Source organism: Bacillus sp. z14 (2026) (assembly GCF_058313575.1).
This window is the reverse complement of record NZ_JBZFQK010000009.1, coordinates 42,249-60,154: the sequence shown is the minus strand read 5'-3', so window position 1 is coordinate 60,154 and position 17,906 is coordinate 42,249. Positions and strand designations below refer to the sequence as shown.

The following is a 17,906-nucleotide window of genomic DNA, read 5'->3' as shown; positions in this document are numbered from 1 at the left end:
ATTAAATGTTGAAAAATTCAATTTGTCAGGAATTCGATATAGATGTACCGGTATTTGCATTCACTCATAGTCCTGAGGTGGTCATTGCGGTCAGTAATGCAGGGGGAATGGGGATTTTAGGTGCTTCTGGTATGACACCTGCAGAGTTTGATGAAGCTATGCAAAAAATAACAGAATCCTGTAAAGGAAAATCTTTTGGTGTAGACCTTATCTTACCAAATAAATATGTCGGTATGGAGAGTGGGGGAGTATCTTTAGAAGAATTGAACAAACATATACCTCAAGGACATAGAGATTTTCTTACTAACTTAATGGATGAAAATGAAGTAGGGGAATTAGAGGATAAAGAGAAATCGGCTTCTTTAACAGCCAAAGCTGGATCATCAGTAAGTTTAAACGGTGCTCGTGCACTTGCTGATATTGCATTTAAATACCCTATGAAACTATTAGTGAATGCACTCGGTATATTTCCTGAAGAGTTTCGAGATAAAGCGCGAGCACAAGGAGTAAAGATTGGAGCACTTGTAGGGCAGGTAAAGCATGCGTTGAAACAAAAAGAAGCCGGAGTCGATATTATTATCGCTCAAGGATATGAAGCAGGTGGACATACCGGAGATATTGCCAATACTGTTCTTGTCCCTCAAGTTGTAGATGCTGTTTCTCCTGTTCCTGTTCTTATGGCTGGAGGCGTTGCAGATGGCCGTCAGATTGCTGCAGCTATGGCTTTAGGGGCAGTGGGTGTTTGGACAGGATCGATTTGGTTAATGACAGAAGAGGCAGAAACTCATCCAGTCATGAAAGAGAAATTTGCTAAAGCAACTTCTGCCGATACACTAAGATCACGATCATCTACAGGAAAACATGCTAGACAGTTAAAGTCTGCATGGACAGATGCCTGGGAAGACGCTAAGAATCCTGATCCATTACCCATGCCTCTGCACAGTATGTTAATATCTGATGTAAAACTTAGAATAGAACAAGATGCCTTGAAAGGTAAAAAGGGTGCAACAGAGTTGATTAACTACTTTGTTGGTCAAAATGTTGGGATGTTAAAGGAAGAGAAACCAGCGGCAGAAGTTTTAAAAATATTAATTGAACAATACAAAGAAACGATGGAGAATTTAGACACAATGAAAGCCGGATCTTTAAAATAGACCGTTTGATGCAAAAATTTCGAGGCTAACTCATTTTACAGAGTTAGCCTTTATTACTGACTTTGAATCCTCTTTATTTTTTATTGGGAGGTTATTTAGTGAATCAGTAAATAATTTAGCCATAAACCTAGGTGAGTATTTTAACTCTTCGCTAACCCAAAAGCTTATGACACCTAATATTGCTGATGAAAGGTAGCTGGCATAAATGTTTATATCGTATTCAAAGCGGTCCTCCAATTCCTCTGTAAAAAGATTAACCAATCCTGTATAGATTCTATTATAAAATCCAGGTACCTGATTATTAGCGCTTCACTTGGTTAGTAACAGTTTCATGGAATAAATCATCTTTACTTTTATAATGAAAATAAAAGGTTGAGCGATTATACTGCGCATATTCCACGATTTCATTTACAGTTATTTCATTATACTTATTGTATTTCATAAGTTGGATAAGTGAATTTGAGAGGGACTTTTTAGTACGAAGAATTCTTTGGTCAGTTTCTTTTGGTTCTTTCATTTTAATATATTTAAAAGAATTCATTCCAAGAATTAAATCATGGGGTCTATTATAAACAATTGATATAAATTCTTTGATAATACAGTCGCTTGACGGTCTTAATCCTTGATTTATCCAAAAAATAACCATCCCCATTGCCGCTGAAGCAACATATACAAAGTAAAATCTATCAATAGTTGGGTCTTTGTCAGGGTTATCAATCGTATTAATTAATATTCCTTCTAGGTAATCACGGTAATTCAAAAATATTTTTGAACGAAACCCTATTATTTGACTATCCTCTATTACTGTTTTAAAAAAGATATAATTCTCCTCAACAAATTTAAAAAGATTGGACATTAATGAATATTCATAAGCATAGTTTTGTTTGTCTTCCTTAAATATTGTAAGAGGGGGATTTTTTAAAATGTTAAACATTTCATCTAGTTTAGTATCAATTAATTCATTTAGGAGATCCTCTTTACTTAAATATTTTTGATAAAAAGTTCCCCTATTGTAACCAGCAACATTACATATTTGAGATACAGTAATAGTGGAAAAGTCCCTTTCTGATAAAATATTTAAAAGGGCATTCATTAAATCTTTATGTGATTTTTGTATTTTTTTGGGCATGAATATTCATCTCCCTATATAGTGCGTAACTACTCTATTTAGAATTAACTTTAACCTAACTAATAGGTAAACTTAATTAGTTAAGTCAATGAATCTTACATCTGACAATTAAATTGATTTGTTTATGATCATCTTTATCGTATATTTTTACTAATAAAGTAATGAGTATGGTAAAGGAAAAAGAGAAATTCCATTTATTAAATTGGCTATTAATTTAATTCCATATCCTCTCCTGTAATCTTCCATATCAAGGTTTATGATTATTAAATCATAATTATAAATTTTATCTTCATTTTATTTATTAAGCGCTTTCATAAATCTACGTAATAATTCCTTTTCTTATTAATTCTGAAACGGCATGAGAACGATTTTTTGCTCCTATTTTTTTTATGGACGATTTGACATATTGATTCACTGTTAATTCGCTAATACCCATATGATTTGCCATCTCTTTAGTACTATCCCCTCTAGAAATTCGCTTCATCACTTCTGTTTCTCTATTACTTAAATAGTAGTTGTTTTCTAACGTTGTATACCCTTCGAGTACGTTAGCTGCCAATTTACCATAAAGTGTTAATGATTCCAAAATTTCATTATCAAAGGTGGTGTCTTTTTCGAATATTGTGCTACAAATATAACCTACTACTACAGACTCAAGGATAATAGGAGTTACAAGTACAGCATCAACTGAATGGTTTTGAATATACTTTCCACCAGGATTGTTCAAGAAGAATTCCATACCATTAGTATATTTTGCTTTCCTTTCCCGGATAGAAGAATAGACAACAGGCAACGTACGAATGTCATCACGTATTTCTCTGATGGAGGACATACCATTGGGGTTAAGTAATAAAATTCCTTCTCCTAAGAACTCTATATAGGAATACCTGAATAAGTAAGCATCCCTAATAGGGAACAGTTCGATAAATTTTTCTAATATCTTTAATATTTTTTCGCTTTGGTTTGAAATACCTTCTAATTTCCGTATGTGATCATTTAAATTAAAGCTTGAATACACTTTATCACCTCCTATTTGGGGGATGCTACACACTAATAATTGGGAATATTCTAATTATACAAAATATTATACATTAGTAGTAGTTGTATTATATAAATTTTAAATCTAGTAATGAAAGGAAGATGTTCTTGGCCTATTTACATCCAAACGCAAAAGCTTATTTAGAAGAGTTTAATCAAATGCCTGCTATAAACCACATGGAGCCTCAAAGAGTACGAGAAATGCTAGCATTGGCTCCACCCATTGAGGTAGAACTTGCTAGTTTGGCGAGTATTGAAGATCGAATCATTTCAGTTGATGATGAAGATTCAGAAATTAAGATTCGAATCTATACACCTGAAGGTAATGGACCTTTTCCTATCTTTGTCTATTATCATGGAGGGGGTTGGGTAATTGGTGACCTTGAAACCTCTGATGCAAGTTGTAGAATGATTGCAAATAGAACAGGAAGAATAGTAGTATCTGTAGATTATAGGCTTGCACCAGAGTTTAAGTTTCCTACCTCTGTTGAAGATTCGTATGCTGCTTTAAGATGGGTAAGCGAGAATGCTTCGTCACTAAATGGAAACGCTTCCAACATTGCTGTTGGAGGAGATAGTGCAGGAGGAAATCTATCTGCTGTCGTTTCTATAATAGCAAGGGATAGAGTAGGACCTAAAATTTCATCACAGATTTTAATATATCCTGTTACTTCTTTAAGTTATGACACTAGTTCTTACAAAGAATTTGGTAAGAATTTTGGTTTAAATGGTGATGTAATGAAATGGTTTGGAAATCACTACATTCGAAATAAGGAAGATGAAAGAAACCCATATGTGGCTCCGTTATTAGCTGACGATTTCAGTAATCTACCACCTGCATTCGTAATAACTGCAGAAAATGATGTTCTTCGTGATGAAGGTGTAGCTTATGCAGAAAAATTAAAAGAATCAGGAGTTCTAGTTGAATCAACTATGGCTAAGGGTTTAGTACATGGTTATTTTACAAATATGGCGGTATTTTCTGAACAAATAAAGGATACGGTCACAAAAATAAATCTCTTTTTGCAAGAAAAGACGCCGAAATACGAAATAATAAGCTAAACAATATCATACCTAAAAACTTAATTAAAGTAATTAATGACACTTTAAGTTCTCTAATTTAATATTTTTGAGTTTGAAAAATTGAAAGAGAAGGTGATGCGAGCCATGATTCAAGAACACCCTACAAATAATCAAATTTCTCACTTTGATGCGGTTGTTATCGGTGCAGGGTTCTCTGGAATGTATATGTTGCATTTATTAAGAGAAATGGGGCTTCGTACACGCGCTTTTGAAGCTGGTTCCGATGTAGGTGGAGTATGGTACTGGAATCGTTATCCTGGGTTAAGGTGTGATTCTGAAAGTGTTTTTTTTAATTATACATTCTCAGAAGAATTATATAAAGGTTGGACTTGGAGTTCACGTTATCCAGAACAACCCGAAATTTTAAGATACTTAAATTATGTTGCTGATACATTGGATTTACGGAAGAATATTCAATTTAATACAAAGGTTGAAGCTGCCATTTATAATGAGGAGTTAAACATATGGGAGATAGAAACATCAAATGGCGAAAGAATAAATTCGAAATATCTAGTTACTGGTCTAGGAACTTTATCAAGTTCTAATGTTCCTAATATAAAAAATTTAGATCGGTTTAAAGGGGAACGGTATCACACCGGAAAGTGGCCGCACAAACCAGTGATTTTCTCTAATAAAAGAGTTGGAGTAATTGGTACTGGATCAAGTGGAATACAAATCATACCAATTATTGCTGAAAGTGCAAAACATTTAACAGTCTTCCAACGAACACCACAATATACTATTCCTGCACGAAATAAATCATTATCTTCTAAATATATCCATGAAATAAAAGAAAACTTTTCAGAATTCAAGAGGAAAGTTCGTTATGAAACATTTGGTGGAGCAATTCTCCAAACTCCAACGAAATCTGCGTTAGAAGTAACACCAGAAGAACGCCAAAAAGTGTATGAGGAATATTGGCAAGAAGGAGGACCAATTTTAACATTTAGCTTTACTGACTTAGCAACCAGTCCAGAAGCAAATAAAACTGCATCCGATTTCGTTAAACAAAAAATTAGAGAAACTGTTAAAGATCAAGCTACTGCAGAAAAATTAATGCCAGATTATCCAATTGGAGCAAAGCGTATAGTTGTTGATACAGGTTATTATGAAACATTTAATCGAGATAACGTGTCCCTTTATAATTTAAAAGAAAACCCTATTGAAGAGATCACTGAAAATGGAGTTAGAACAAAAAATGAGCATGTTGAATTGGATATGATTATCTTTGCAACGGGGTACGATGCTATAACGGGTCCAATGTTACGTATTAATATTCAAGGTCGAAACGGGATTACATTAAAAGATAAATGGGATAACGGTAAAAACTTAAGAACATTTCTAGGTGCCGCCCATACCGGTTTTCCAAATATGTTTACAATTACTGGTCCTCAAAGTCCGGCAGTACTAGGAAATGTACCTGTGTTAATTGAACAACATGTTGAATGGATTGCTGATTGTATTCAATATTTAGAGGAAAATAATATTGATTTTATCGAACCAACTAATGAAGCAGAAGCAAGATGGACGGAGCATACAAATGAAGTTGCAAAGAATGAATTTTATAGTGACTATGACAGCTGGTATACAGGTGCCAATATAGAAGGGAAAGAAAAGGCAATTCTTGTTTATAGAGGAGGATTCCAAAATTTTCGTCAGAGATGTGATGAAGTGGCGAAATCTGGATATAAAGGCTTTAAGCTTGTTTCTTTTAACAAACAATCTAATTAAGGGGTAGATACCATGACAAATAGTACATTAATTCCATTAAATGAGAAGGCTATGAAATTTGTCTCTTCTCCATTAAAGATGTTTATCAATGGACAATGGGTTGATTCAATATCTAGTGAAAGAATGAAAGTCATAAATCCATCAACAAAAGAAACAATAACAACGGTACCAAAGGGAGACAAAGTTGATGCTGAATTAGCTATTAAGGCAGCACGTAATGCTTTTGATAAAGGTCCATGGTCTAAAATGAAACCCAATGAAAGAGCATTGTTACTATTAAGATTAGCTGATTTAATTGAACAAAACTCAGATGAGCTTGCTCACTTAGAGACTTTAGATACAGGTCGTGCAATAAGTTTTAGTCAGTTTGTAGTTGCCACATGTATTGAACAGTTTAGATATTTTGCTGGTTGGTCAACAAAATTAACTGGTGAAACAATACCAGTTTCTAATCCAGGGGATATTTTCAATTATACCAGACGAGAACCAATAGGAGTTTGTGTTGGTATTGCAGCATGGAACGGCCCGTTATCAATGGCAGTAATGAAACTTGCTGCACCTTTAGCAGTGGGTAATACATGTATTATTAAACCGGCATCTGAAACACCATTAGCTACAATACGATTAATGGAATTAATTGAAGAAGTTGGTTTCCCTGAAGGAGTTGTAAATATTGTAACTGGTCCTGGTTCTGTTATTGGGAATGTTTTTACAACTCATCCTGACGTAGATAAAATTTCTTTTACTGGTTCAACAGAAGTGGGAAGAAATATTATGAAAAATAGTGCTAATACCATAAAAAAAGTGACATTGGAACTAGGAGGAAAATCTGCCCATATCATTTTTGAAGATGCTGATTACCAACAGGCAGTTCAAAATGCAGCAAATGGAATATTCATGAATTCAGGCCAGGCCTGTTTTGCAGGTTCACGATTGTTTATTCAAAAGAATATTTATGATCGATTTGTAAGTGATTTAGCAGATTTTACGAAAAACTACAAGCTTGGAAATGGATTGGATCCAAGTACTATGCTTGGACCTATTATTTCGCAAGAACAAAAGGATAGTATTTTAAACTATATTGAAATTGGACAAAAAGAAGGTGCAGAACTAGTCATAGGCGGAGAGGCAACCGGTGGAGATTTTGATAAAGGTTATTTTGTGCAACCTACTATTTTAGCTGCATGCAATAATGATATGCGAGTGGCTCGAGAAGAAATATTTGGACCAGTTGTAGTAGCTATTCCATTTGAAACGATGGATGAGGTTATTGAAATGGCGAATGATACAGATTACGGATTAGGTGGGGGAATTTGTACAACAGATATTAGGAAAGCACATAAAGTAGCTCATGCATTAAAAACGGGTAATGTTTGGGTTAATACTTATGGTCTTATGGATGTGGCTTCCCCGTTTGGTGGATATAAACAAAGTGGTATTGGTCGGGAAAATGGTGCAGCAGCAATAGAAATGTATACTGAAACAAAGAATGTTTGGATAAATTTGGATTAAAAGTGAGGGGTGTAAAAGATGAAAACACAGTTAAATTCTATTATAAAAGAAAATAAAAATCTTTTGACAGCTAAAGCTGCTTTAATAAAAGCAGTAAATGAGCAATATAAAATTGAGGAAGTATTAGTAAGTGATATAAGGGAAGATGAGATTTTGGTAAAGATGGTGGCATCCGGAATGTGTCATTCAGATGAAGCGGTAAGGGAGGGTTATCGACCGTTTACTATGCCTATTATCCTTGGACATGAAGGTTCTGGAATTATTGAAAGAGTGGGAGAAAAAGTAAAAGATTTTAAAGAAGGAGATCACGTAGTTTTATCTTATTCATACTGTGGTAAATGTCCAAATTGTTTAACTGGTGTACCAGCATCTTGTAATGATTTTGAAACTTTAAACTTCGTAGGAAAACGTGCGGATGGGAGTGCTTATTTTTACCTTCAAGATGGTACCCCAGTTACTCAATTTACAGGTCAGTCATCATTTACAACACATACAATTGTGAGACCAGAGAATATCACAAAAGTTAATTCAGCTATAGATTTACGCATTGTTGGACCATTGGGATGTGGTTTTTTAACAGGAAGTGGAACAGTCTTTAATGCATTAATGCCAAAACCAGGTACTAGTATTGCTATTTTTGGAACTGGTGCCGTTGGGTTATCAGCAATGATGGCTGCTAAAATTGCAGGTTGCTCTAAAGTCATTGGTATTGATATCCATGATAATCGTTTAGAATTGGCAAAAGATCTTGGAGCAACACATGTGATTAATAGTAAGAATGAGGATGTAAAGGAAGCCATTGAAGAAATAACTGGTGGGCTTGGTGTAAATTATTCAATTGATACTTCTGGGGTAGCAGCAGTTATTCGTACATCCATTGAAATTTTAGCTGTTGGAGGTGTTGCAGCACCGGTAGCTGCTGCTCAGTCAATTGAATTAAATACAATGGGTGATTTAACATTGGAAAATCGCACGATTAAAGGTGTTTTAATGGGTCAAGCGATTCCACAACTAACAATCCGCCAATTGATAGACTTCTATAAAGCAGGATCTTTTAATTTCGATAAACTAATAAAATTCTATAAATTTGAAGAAATTAATGAGGCTAATAAAGAAGCTTTATCAGGCAAAACTATTAAACCCATTTTAATCATTGATGAATCATACACACCAGCATAATAATTAGTGATGTTCCTGTATTAAATGGGAAGATAATTTTAAGTTAAATGGATAAGTCGGATTTAATATTGATAAATGTTTGATGTTTGGATGAGGTTTTGGAAACGGATATTGAAGAAGGGATTTGAAGATCCCTTCTTTTTAAGCTAGTTCAATAATTTACTCTATTTTTAATTATGGAAATAGAGTTTGTAGAGCCTTCTAATTTATGCTTTCCTTTTTATCTCTATGAAATAACGAGTAAACTGAAAACCTTTGGTGATGACTAAGTCCTTCTGTATAGATACAAGATAAAGGTTGGGGATTTTATGGTTTAGCAATTTTGATTTTAGTTGAATCAAATCTTGCAATCCTTAATAGTTGTTCAGTCATATAATCGGATGAATATGTAAAATCGTGTTCAATCCAATATGATATAAGAGCTATCATGGAATAAGACTGTGAACGTACAAATAACGCCTTATTAATTCCTGCGAAATATTGATCTTCTAAGTAGATTAGTTCATTCGAAAATACTTCTTCCAAATATTACTAACTAAACTTTTCCGAAAATCCGCTAAAAGCTTTATTAGTAAATAATAATCTAAAAGTATCTGAGTTATCTTCTATATATTTAAATATTCTAATTGCTTGTATCGATAATTTATCTAAATCGAGTGTGGTTACTTGTTTATAGGGTTCTCTAAAAGCATCAAGAAAACCATCTAACGTTTCATTAATAATTTCATCAATCAATGATCCTTTATCAGGATAATGAACATAAAAAGTAGCACGATTATAATTAGCTTTTTCTGTAATCTCAACAATTGATACTTTCTTGATATCTTTCTTTTCCTTTAATAAAGAGTAAAAAGCATTCTTTAAATCATTTTTAGTCCTACTTACTCGCCTATCCTCTTTTTTGCTGTCCATAGTGAAAACTCCTTGTTTTTTATAAATTTTTCAACACTCTTCTACACAATGTCGAAAACGTATACATATTGATTTTTTTGTGAATTGAAGAAAAAACAACCGAGATATAATATAGAAGACAAATGACTTGTTAGCCAACAGATATTGCTTTTTAAGCATATGTTAACATTTCACATTGATAAAGGGGAGGAATTTATTATGAGATTACAAGAAAAAACTGCTATTGTTACAGGTGCTGCATCTGGTATGGGGAAAGCTATTGCACAGTTATATGCAAAAGAAGGGGCAAAAGTTGTTGTTGCCGACATTAATCCAGAAGCTATTAATTCGGTGGTAGAAGAAATAAAGTCTGATGGTGGACAAGCTATTGGAATAGTTGCAAACGTTGCCAAACAGGAAGATGTTGATGCTATGGTAAATGCAGCAGTAAATACTTTTGGATCATTGGATATCCTAGTAAATAATGCAGGTATTATGGATAATTTCACACCAGTTGGTGACGTATCTGATGACTTATGGGATCGTGTAATTGCTATTAATTTAACTGGGCCATTTAAAGCTGCGCGTGCTGCAATTAACATCATGGAGAAACAAGAAAAGGGTGGAATTATCATTAATAATGCTTCTGTTGGTGGTTTATTTGGTGCGAGAGGCGGCGCAGCTTATATCGCAGCTAAACATGGCTTAGTTGGTCTAACAAAAAATATAGCGGCAACACATGGTAGCTTTGGGAAAATCCGCGCGAATGCTATCGCACCAGGCGGAGTTAGTACAAATATTCAAAATACTATTACCGCTCCACATGAATTAGGTTCTAAAGCACTTGCTGCAACTGGTTCAGGTCCAATGGCTGATCCAAAACAAATTGCAGAGGTAGCTTTATTCTTAGGTTCTGATGCATCAAGCTTTGTGAATGGAGATGTAATTAAAGCTGATGGCGGTTGGACTGCGAGATAAAACCCTACTTTATTAAGGATTTTATAATTTTTATTTCATAATAAGGAGAATTTAAATGGGGAGACTATCCGAAAAAGTTGCTATTATTACAGGTGCTGCTAGTGGGCAGGGGGCAGCGGAGGCAAGGCTTTTTGCAGAAGAAGGAGCGAAAATTGTTGCAACTGATATGCAAGAAGATTTGCTGCAAAATGTAGTTGATGATATTAACAATAAACTTGGTGATGTTGCGATAGCAATTAAACATAATGTGGCAGAAGAAGCTGCTTGGATCCAGGTTGTGAAGCAAACTATAGAAAAGTTCGGTAAGATTGATATTCTAATTAATAATGCGGGAATAACAGGTAAATCCCTACCGTTAGATCAGATCACTGTTGAAGAATGGAATAAAGTTATGAATGTTAATGCTTTGGGAAATTTTTTAGGTATAAAACACGTGGTTCCTGAAATGAAGAAAAATAAAAAAGGTTCTATCGTAAATATTTCATCACTTGCTGGTATTCATGGAATTGGAGGTATAGGGGCTTATGGTGCTTCCAAAGGCGCTACTCGAATACTTACTAAAGGTGCAGCCAGAGACCTTGGACCTGGTCATATTCGGGTGAATTCCATTCATCCAGGATTTATCGAAACACCTATGATAGGTAACTTTACTTCTAATGAAGATGTTAAGAATCAGCTTATATCCGGTATACCCTTGAGGTACTTAGGGAACCCGGAAGATGTAGCTTATGCAGCGTTATTCTTGGCTTCAGATGAAGCTAGATTTATAACTGGTGAAGAACTAATTATTGATGGTGGTCAGTCAATTAAAGAATAATGTTCATAGAAATTAATGATATTGATAAAGTTGATTTTTAAAAAAATACTGAACTTAGGTCTGGGCTTAAAAACCCAGACCTTAAGATTTAAATAAATCTTTTAGATTCAGTTATTTGATCGTATTCAAGAAGCTGTAGCTTTTTTATCCTATATCAATCCTACCTCCAGCCACAAAATGGAGGTCTTTTTGTCATTAAAAAAAGTAGGGTAGGTCCTCGATGAAGCTTTTTAAGGAGTATATTGAGTCATAGTATCTAAAACGTATACGAATGAATCTAACTGCAAATATATGAGAAATCTATAACCAAAAGTTCGATACAATTGGAATACGAGGGGTTCGAACCAGCGACCCCCACCCTGTCAATTTACTATTCTGAATCTTATGCGCGATATATGCATAAATAGCGTCCAAACAGTCCATTAATTCAGGATGCCAGTGATTATTTATACAAGCTGAATCTCTTAATTCCATTGTTTCTAGAAATTCTGTGCAATTTTTGTGCAGTGTAATATTGGTGGGTAGGGGGTAGGGTGCTCTACGTAACAGTAACCTTTTCAGCTAGTTTAATTCTTTATCGTATATACTCTCAATTATTGGTATTATCTCAGTTTCTATTTTACTTAAATACACTCTTTGTTGAGATATGTCTAACTCATTACAGATGAAGTTACATAAATCCATCTTATCTAAACTATAAGTTATAGTACTGCCTCCATAATTATCAGGTCTTTCCACATGTTTGTAAAATCTTTCTTTTGGAAAATCTGGTGGAAGTGTTAATAGGTTTTCGATACCTATTTTGAAAAGCACATTTTCATCATTTTTAGGTGACCTTCTGAGATAAAGATTAGCTGAATCAAAATCTGTATCTTTAATATTAGTGTCCGAGTCATATAAAAGTAAAAATTTGTTACTATAAATATTGTTGTTCGATAAAAGATATTCTTTTGAATGATTTAGAGCTGAATCACCTGTAAATTTATTACCTGCAGCTTCTTTTCTCCCTACCCATTGGACTATAACCGGTAGATGTTTTTTTCAAAAACCTCTAATGATTTATTAATATATAATTCATCTGTAGGACCTTCAACTAATACTACCAATTTATCTCTATCATAATTCAACCGTATATCAAATGCTTGAATAACGGCTTCTTCACGGGTCCAACCAAAATATTTTGGTTCAGATTGTACATAAACTCCCTTTTCGTTTTTACCCAAGACAATTATTTTGTCTTTTTCTTGTTTTTCATTATGTATTACAAAGGGAGAGTGAGTGGCTATAATGAGTTGTGAAGTTTGTACTCCATCATCATTAAAAAAAAGCGTTTTATAATAATCTAATATTTTTAATTGCCAATTAGGATGTAAGCTTATTTCTGGCTCATCTATGAGAACGACTGCCCCTTGAGTGGAGTATTTATCTTTAAGAAGAAAGCTACCACGAAATACTATTTGCTTTTCACCAGAACTTAAATTTGCCAATGATATTTCTTTTCCAAATTCCTCAAATAAAACGCTCTTACCTACCGTAGTATTTATTGTTTTTTTATATCTTTTGTTAGGAAACATGTAATGGAAAGCATTTTTAAACCTACTCATCCGCTTATCCCTAATACCTTCTGAGACTTTTTTATTTGGATTATCTCCAGCCCACTCAGCGAATTCACTACTATCCAGTGCTTCAATATCAATTAATAATTGTGTAATTTCAGTTGCTAAATTTGAGGAGGATCTAATATTTAATTGTGTTGTAACATCTACATCTAAAGAAGATGTGGATATAATTGGGCTTGGAGTATAGTTTACCTCCACATCAGAAAAAATACTTTTAAAGATGCTTCGTAAGCCAGTATCATGAAAATAATAACCTTCAAAAATTAATGAGGACCCATCTTCTAAAAGTATACTTGGTTTTATAGACTCCCAGTTATTTACCATTGAATGGTCTACAGTCACAGTGAGTTCATTAATAATGTTGTATCCTTTTGTTCTTTCATTAATACTTTCGTTAGAACAAAAATTTTTAAACTCTACTTCATTTAATTCTATAGTACAAGCTTGTATTTCATTGGATATTTCTTTTGGTAATTCGAAATTGATAATTTTTTGAATAATATTTAATAATGTTGATTTGCCTGTACCATTTTCACCGGCTAACAATATATTGTCAAACGGTACACGGTTTGTATCACAAAAATCTAAATAAACATCTCCTAAAATGTGATTATTTTTTAATTCAATCGATATAATCTTCATATAATTCTCCTACTCTTTTAATTTCTATTAAATACCAGTTATTATATACCTAATATAATAACATCAATATCCATATTTATCCTTTGTTGATGAGGCTTATTTCTTACTTTTATTTTTTTATTAGAGTAGGAGAAAACTCAATTGTGAAATAGCAATCTCATTTACCCGACTTTTTACTATAGTTAATTTCCATTGATAAGTAAGTACCAATCCTCTATCCATGAATCTTTATGATTCATGAGATAGGGGAAGTGTATATAGTCAGTAACCCTCCATTACCTAATGCCTTATGCGGACAAATGTCTTCTCAAACACCCCCTATTTTTTAAGAACTTCCGAATCAAAGAACATGTCATAATATCCGTTTCAATAGAAAAACAAATGAATCAAAATACCTATTGTGTTTCCTAGACCAAATGGTTTCGATAGGTTGGCAGTGAGATGAACTACCGAAACTATTATCAGGAGAGTGACAACATGAGATTAAGTCATACAACATCACAGCACTATAGGAATAAGACAACCATCTATAGAAAACTAGAGTCTTTAAAGAAGAGAGGAATCCTCTCATGAGCACTACCCGTAAGAGTCCATTCATGAAGTCGATTGGTACTATTTTAGAACAGGGAATGCTATCTCCGTTCATCGTTCATAGTTTCCTAGATTACGAGAAGGAGAGGAAACAACATGAATCAAATCAATCCTCTTGATACTCTGTTTCCTGGACAAGAAACCGGGGTCCTATCCATTTATTTTAAGGAAAATGACCGGGAAGAAACCATTCAGATACAATTCGATTTATTTGATGAAGAAGGTCAGTGAAAGAAGAACTGATGTATATTCATCCGAACCTCATGTCAATGATGCTAGGTGAGGTGATACTGATGAGAAAAGTCATCAAGATAAAAGCAGCTAATCAGAAAAACGATGCCGCAAATCAATGGTTCGGTTATTTGATACATCGCTTGCTTATGGATGAATTGGACTTTCCGATTCTGTTACAAGCCAAGATTACCCATGCCGTTCAAAAGAAGATAATGAAAAAAAGAGAGGATTATACAGATGAATAAGCAAAAATTACATGTATTTTTTAGACGTGTTAGTACCACCAGTCAGGATTTATCCATGCAAATAGAATTAGATCGACCCTATCGTGACCTTCTTCAAGAAGGTGAAATTTATGTTATCGATGAAGACGGTGTATCCGCTAATAAACTTTCTATAGCAGAAAGGCCAAAGATGCTCGAACTAATCTCTCTTATTGAAGCAGATAAAGTCAGTACATTGTATGCTTTTGACCGAACGCGCATCGCTCGTAATATGTATGATGCCATGCAATTTAATGATTTATGTCAGAAACATAAGATCAACATTATTTACACATCCACTGAAAACGGTCATATGGCGTATACAAATAACAACCTATTAGAATCTATCCTATATATCTTTGGCGACATTGAAGGAAAAAACATTGCCAGAAGAACCAAGGAAGCGCACCGCCGGTATCCGCCAAAGAAATTTGGTTATATCAAAAACAAGGAAGATAAGACCTATCATAAAGATGAAAGCAAGCAATCCTTATTGGAAAATTTCTTTCGTGAACTCAAGGGTGTTCATTCCTACAACGAATTGAAAAATCATATTTTATCTTTCAAGGAAGTCTCCAAACGTACAGAAGATCAAATCCTCAGATTAGCCATTGATCCGTTCTATGCTGGGTTAGATACTGAACAAGGTAATAGTGTTTTACCACATGTGGATCCGTATCTATCCAAAGGAGATTATATGGCTATACAAAATCAAATTTACGAACACCTTATGCAATATGCAGAAAGATTAAATCAAATAAAAAAATCAGTTTTACCAGTACAACCCCATTGTGGGCACTGTCAAAAGCTGTTGAGTCTGAAATTAAGAAGTGATCGATCAGATTCTTATTATAAATGTACTAAACATGCCAAACATCCAGTTGAGTATACGTCCACTGAGCTTAATGAGGCCATTGAATGGACAGTCTATCAATTGATTGAACAATTAGATACAGAGCGACTCATGAGCCATTCGAGAAAACAGATGAAATATATAAAGGAAGAAGTGGGCAAAGAAATCAATAAGCTACGAGTGAAAATAAAAGCGATTGAGGATGAAATCTTCTTTTCTTCTAATGAGTATCACCAAGATTGGAGTCAGATTGCATCCGTAAAAAATCTTACTTCTTTAGAAGAAGAAAAAAGTTCATTAGAAAGAAAAATAGAAGAGAAGGAACATTTGTTGATTCAAAATAAAAACATGGTCTCTCAAATTAAACAGGCACTTTTAAATCAAGCTGCTGTAAATATAGATTTATTAAAGGATTTTTGGATTCGAGAAGTATCTTTATTTGATGACCACATTGGAATAGAAGTATATACCTTCAATTATCTACAGAATATGGACAAACAATTGATTTATAGAGAGGAAGAGTCATCATGCAAGTAGCTTTCGGATATATTAGGCGTTCTTCCTATAAACAGCAGGATAATAATAGTGTGGAAATACAGAAAGCACGCATCCAGGAATTTGCGAGCAGGATGCAGTTATCCGTTCCGGAAGATTTCTTTTTTATTGAAGATGCCACCAGTGCTTATTCTAAGCAAGCAGCTAAACGGAAAAAGTTAATGGCTCTTCGGGATCGAATGAAGGAAACAGGTATTAATTACGTTATCTTTACAGAAGAATCCAGAATGGATCGGACCGGTTATACCTTTGTCTTGGATTTCTATAGACCTCTACTAGATCATTTTGGTCAGGTGAACGTATACACAACCGAATCGGGAAACGTATGGAGTCCAGATGATGAAAAGTCAAAAATTAAATTCCTTTTATCTAGACAAGAATCAGAAATCAAATCAGAACGGGCAATTGGTGCATTAGACGTATATCTAAAAAACAACTCAGATGGGAAGAGACCGGGTTCTAAAGTACCCTATGGCTATAATCAAAAAAACCATCATTTAATTCCAAACGAGAAAGCTGAAATCGTCTCATTCATCTATTATTTGCAAACCTGGGGTGTTTCTATGAAAAAGATAGCAGATACCTTGACCAGCGCTGGCATCCCGGCCCCATTAGGAGGGTCCTGGAAAGTCAGTACCATTGAGACGATATTAAAAAATCTAGTCTATACCGGCAACCTGAAATGGAACATTCATAAAGGAGAGGAATCAGAAAATCATCTATTCCCTAATTCGCATCCGGCCATTATCCCAAGAGAAACGATTAATTTAATCCAATTAAACCAGCAGCTCCAGAAACAATTTGGTCGGTTGGATACACCGTTCCTTATGTTAAATAAAATGCAATGCCAGGAATGCGGCCATTATCTACAAGCGAAAAATAATTCGACCAATCGAAACAAGAAAACTTATCATTACCGGTATTACATTTGTCCTTCCTGTTCCTATAAGTTGAAGGCAGAGGATGTTCATGAAGTCGCTATTGAACAAATAAAAGGCGCGTTACAACAGCTTTTATCATCTGATGATTTGAAATCTCAAGTCCTATCATGTACGAATGATACACTGCAATCCATTGAATCGGAAATAGAAGCAATCGATGAACAGTTATCATTTTTAGAACTGAAATCCAATCAAGCGAAGAAACACAACGATCATGAATTTCTAAACCGATTATCTAGCCGTTTAGAGGATTTATTGAAGTCTCGCTCTGTGTTAGAGAGCAAAGAGATCATGGCTAATTCACTAATTCGAGATATCCAGAATAGTTCCTTTTTCAAGCGATTTGAGCTGGTATCTAGCCATAGCTTGCATAACCATGAATTAAGATTGTTGTGTTTATATTTCATCGACAAAATGGTCGTATCTAAAACAATGGCGCCACGTTTCATTGCTAATTGGGACTTGTTAAAAAATGTGTTTAACCAAGAAAACGGATAGAGTACCGAAAAACAGTTGTAATCAATGGACAAAGTATCGAACTTTAAATTCTATGCTCACAAGATAAAAACGTAATTATCAAAAAAGCTTTATATCATGGGTTTTTAGAATAAGAATTTCGATACTTTATCCGTAGTGGTATCCCATTACAGATAAAAAACCGAACTATATTTATTAGTTTGGACAGATAACCGAAAT

At 34.2% G+C, this 17,906-nt stretch carries 15 protein-coding genes and 1 pseudogene; 11 read left to right on the top strand and 5 right to left on the bottom strand.

Annotated features, from left to right (window positions below):
- The first annotated feature begins 5 nt into the window (after positions 1 to 5).
- A complete protein-coding gene (locus tag AC4G3O_RS18120; RefSeq protein ID WP_491136554.1) occupies positions 6 to 1,154 on the top strand; it encodes an NAD(P)H-dependent flavin oxidoreductase in 1,149 nt (382 codons plus the stop codon).
- Between the two features lie 30 nt (positions 1,155 to 1,184).
- Here the strand turns inward: AC4G3O_RS18120 and AC4G3O_RS18115 are convergent.
- From AC4G3O_RS18115 to AC4G3O_RS18105, 3 genes and pseudogenes are all read right to left on the bottom strand, one after another.
- A pseudogene (locus tag AC4G3O_RS18115) lies at positions 1,185 to 1,433 on the bottom strand (TetR-like C-terminal domain-containing protein); the annotation flags it as partial.
- A gap of 22 nt (positions 1,434 to 1,455) precedes the next feature.
- Positions 1,456 to 2,283 (bottom strand): TetR/AcrR family transcriptional regulator, encoded by an 828-nt coding sequence (locus AC4G3O_RS18110; RefSeq protein WP_491136553.1) that lies wholly within the window; start codon positions 2,281 to 2,283, stop codon positions 1,456 to 1,458.
- 319 nt (positions 2,284 to 2,602) lie between these two features.
- On the bottom strand, positions 2,603 to 3,301 hold the full coding sequence (locus tag AC4G3O_RS18105; RefSeq protein ID WP_491136552.1) for a helix-turn-helix transcriptional regulator: 699 nt from the start codon (positions 3,299 to 3,301) through the stop codon (positions 2,603 to 2,605).
- A 128-nt stretch (positions 3,302 to 3,429) separates the two neighbouring features.
- Between AC4G3O_RS18105 and lipP1 the strand changes: the two genes are divergently transcribed.
- The 4 genes from lipP1 (at position 3,430) to AC4G3O_RS18085 (ending at position 8,826) form a co-directional block, all read left to right on the top strand.
- Complete coding sequence (gene lipP1, locus AC4G3O_RS18100; protein WP_491136551.1) at positions 3,430 to 4,383, top strand: LipP1 family hormone-sensitive lipase; 954 nt, start codon at positions 3,430 to 3,432, stop codon at positions 4,381 to 4,383.
- A gap of 105 nt (positions 4,384 to 4,488) precedes the next feature.
- On the top strand, positions 4,489 to 6,135 hold the full coding sequence (locus tag AC4G3O_RS18095; RefSeq protein ID WP_491136550.1) for a flavin-containing monooxygenase: 1,647 nt from the start codon (positions 4,489 to 4,491) through the stop codon (positions 6,133 to 6,135).
- A gap of 12 nt (positions 6,136 to 6,147) precedes the next feature.
- Positions 6,148 to 7,647: an aldehyde dehydrogenase family protein gene (locus AC4G3O_RS18090; RefSeq protein ID WP_491136549.1), complete on the top strand. Its 1,500-nt coding sequence runs from the start codon at positions 6,148 to 6,150 to the stop codon at positions 7,645 to 7,647.
- Positions 7,648 to 7,665: 18 nt separating this feature from the next.
- Positions 7,666 to 8,826 (top strand): NAD(P)-dependent alcohol dehydrogenase, encoded by a 1,161-nt coding sequence (locus AC4G3O_RS18085; RefSeq protein WP_491136548.1) that lies wholly within the window; start codon positions 7,666 to 7,668, stop codon positions 8,824 to 8,826.
- Between the two features lie 531 nt (positions 8,827 to 9,357).
- Here AC4G3O_RS18085 and AC4G3O_RS18080 read toward each other — a convergent pair.
- Entirely contained in the window at positions 9,358 to 9,738 is a 381-nt protein-coding gene (locus AC4G3O_RS18080; protein WP_491136547.1) for a TetR/AcrR family transcriptional regulator, read from the bottom strand.
- Between the two features lie 198 nt (positions 9,739 to 9,936).
- Here AC4G3O_RS18080 and AC4G3O_RS18075 point away from each other — a divergent pair, with 198 nt between their 5' ends.
- Positions 9,937 to 10,695, top strand: coding sequence for a glucose 1-dehydrogenase (locus AC4G3O_RS18075; protein ID WP_491136546.1), 759 nt, complete (start codon positions 9,937 to 9,939; stop codon positions 10,693 to 10,695).
- Between the two features lie 55 nt (positions 10,696 to 10,750).
- Positions 10,751 to 11,512 (top strand): SDR family NAD(P)-dependent oxidoreductase, encoded by a 762-nt coding sequence (locus AC4G3O_RS18070; protein ID WP_491136545.1) that lies wholly within the window; start codon positions 10,751 to 10,753, stop codon positions 11,510 to 11,512.
- A gap of 1,019 nt (positions 11,513 to 12,531) precedes the next feature.
- Here the strand turns inward: AC4G3O_RS18070 and AC4G3O_RS18065 are convergent.
- Positions 12,532 to 13,773, bottom strand: a complete 1,242-nt coding sequence (locus tag AC4G3O_RS18065) for an AAA family ATPase (protein WP_491136544.1) — start codon at positions 13,771 to 13,773, stop codon at positions 12,532 to 12,534.
- 687 nt (positions 13,774 to 14,460) lie between these two features.
- Between AC4G3O_RS18065 and AC4G3O_RS18060 the strand changes: the two genes are divergently transcribed.
- The 4 genes from AC4G3O_RS18060 to AC4G3O_RS18045 all read left to right on the top strand — a co-directional run bounded on the left by AC4G3O_RS18060 (position 14,461) and on the right by AC4G3O_RS18045 (position 17,708).
- The gene (locus tag AC4G3O_RS18060) at positions 14,461 to 14,595 is read left to right on the top strand and encodes a hypothetical protein (protein WP_491136543.1); all 135 of its coding nucleotides are present in this window, start codon (positions 14,461 to 14,463) and stop codon (positions 14,593 to 14,595) included.
- A gap of 62 nt (positions 14,596 to 14,657) precedes the next feature.
- Positions 14,658 to 14,843, top strand: a complete 186-nt coding sequence (locus AC4G3O_RS18055; protein WP_491136542.1) for a hypothetical protein — start codon at positions 14,658 to 14,660, stop codon at positions 14,841 to 14,843.
- Complete coding sequence (locus AC4G3O_RS18050) at positions 14,836 to 16,251, top strand: recombinase family protein (protein ID WP_491136541.1); 1,416 nt, start codon at positions 14,836 to 14,838, stop codon at positions 16,249 to 16,251. Before AC4G3O_RS18055 ends, AC4G3O_RS18050 begins: the two co-directional genes overlap by 8 nt.
- Entirely contained in the window at positions 16,242 to 17,708 is a 1,467-nt protein-coding gene (locus AC4G3O_RS18045; protein WP_491136540.1) for a recombinase family protein, read from the top strand. Before AC4G3O_RS18050 ends, AC4G3O_RS18045 begins: the two co-directional genes overlap by 10 nt.
- Positions 17,709 to 17,906 lie beyond the last annotated feature (198 nt).

Bases quoted from the DNA above. Each gene is read 5' to 3' on its own strand.
- AC4G3O_RS18120 (WP_491136554.1), top strand. From the start codon at position 6: ATGTTGAAAAATTCAATTTGTCAGGAATTCGATATAGATGTACCGGTA.
- AC4G3O_RS18110 (WP_491136553.1), bottom strand. From the start codon at position 2,283: ATGCCCAAAAAAATACAAAAATCACATAAAGATTTAATGAATGCCCTT.
- AC4G3O_RS18095 (WP_491136550.1), top strand. From the start codon at position 4,489: ATGATTCAAGAACACCCTACAAATAATCAAATTTCTCACTTTGATGCG.
- AC4G3O_RS18090 (WP_491136549.1), top strand. From the start codon at position 6,148: ATGACAAATAGTACATTAATTCCATTAAATGAGAAGGCTATGAAATTT.
- AC4G3O_RS18085 (WP_491136548.1), top strand. From the start codon at position 7,666: ATGAAAACACAGTTAAATTCTATTATAAAAGAAAATAAAAATCTTTTG.
- AC4G3O_RS18080 (WP_491136547.1), bottom strand. From the start codon at position 9,738: ATGGACAGCAAAAAAGAGGATAGGCGAGTAAGTAGGACTAAAAATGAT.
- AC4G3O_RS18075 (WP_491136546.1), top strand. From the start codon at position 9,937: ATGAGATTACAAGAAAAAACTGCTATTGTTACAGGTGCTGCATCTGGT.
- AC4G3O_RS18070 (WP_491136545.1), top strand. From the start codon at position 10,751: ATGGGGAGACTATCCGAAAAAGTTGCTATTATTACAGGTGCTGCTAGT.
- AC4G3O_RS18065 (WP_491136544.1), bottom strand. From the start codon at position 13,773: ATGAAGATTATATCGATTGAATTAAAAAATAATCACATTTTAGGAGAT.
- AC4G3O_RS18060 (WP_491136543.1), top strand. From the start codon at position 14,461: ATGAATCAAATCAATCCTCTTGATACTCTGTTTCCTGGACAAGAAACC.
- AC4G3O_RS18055 (WP_491136542.1), top strand. From the start codon at position 14,658: ATGAGAAAAGTCATCAAGATAAAAGCAGCTAATCAGAAAAACGATGCC.
- AC4G3O_RS18050 (WP_491136541.1), top strand. From the start codon at position 14,836: ATGAATAAGCAAAAATTACATGTATTTTTTAGACGTGTTAGTACCACC.
- AC4G3O_RS18045 (WP_491136540.1), top strand. From the start codon at position 16,242: ATGCAAGTAGCTTTCGGATATATTAGGCGTTCTTCCTATAAACAGCAG.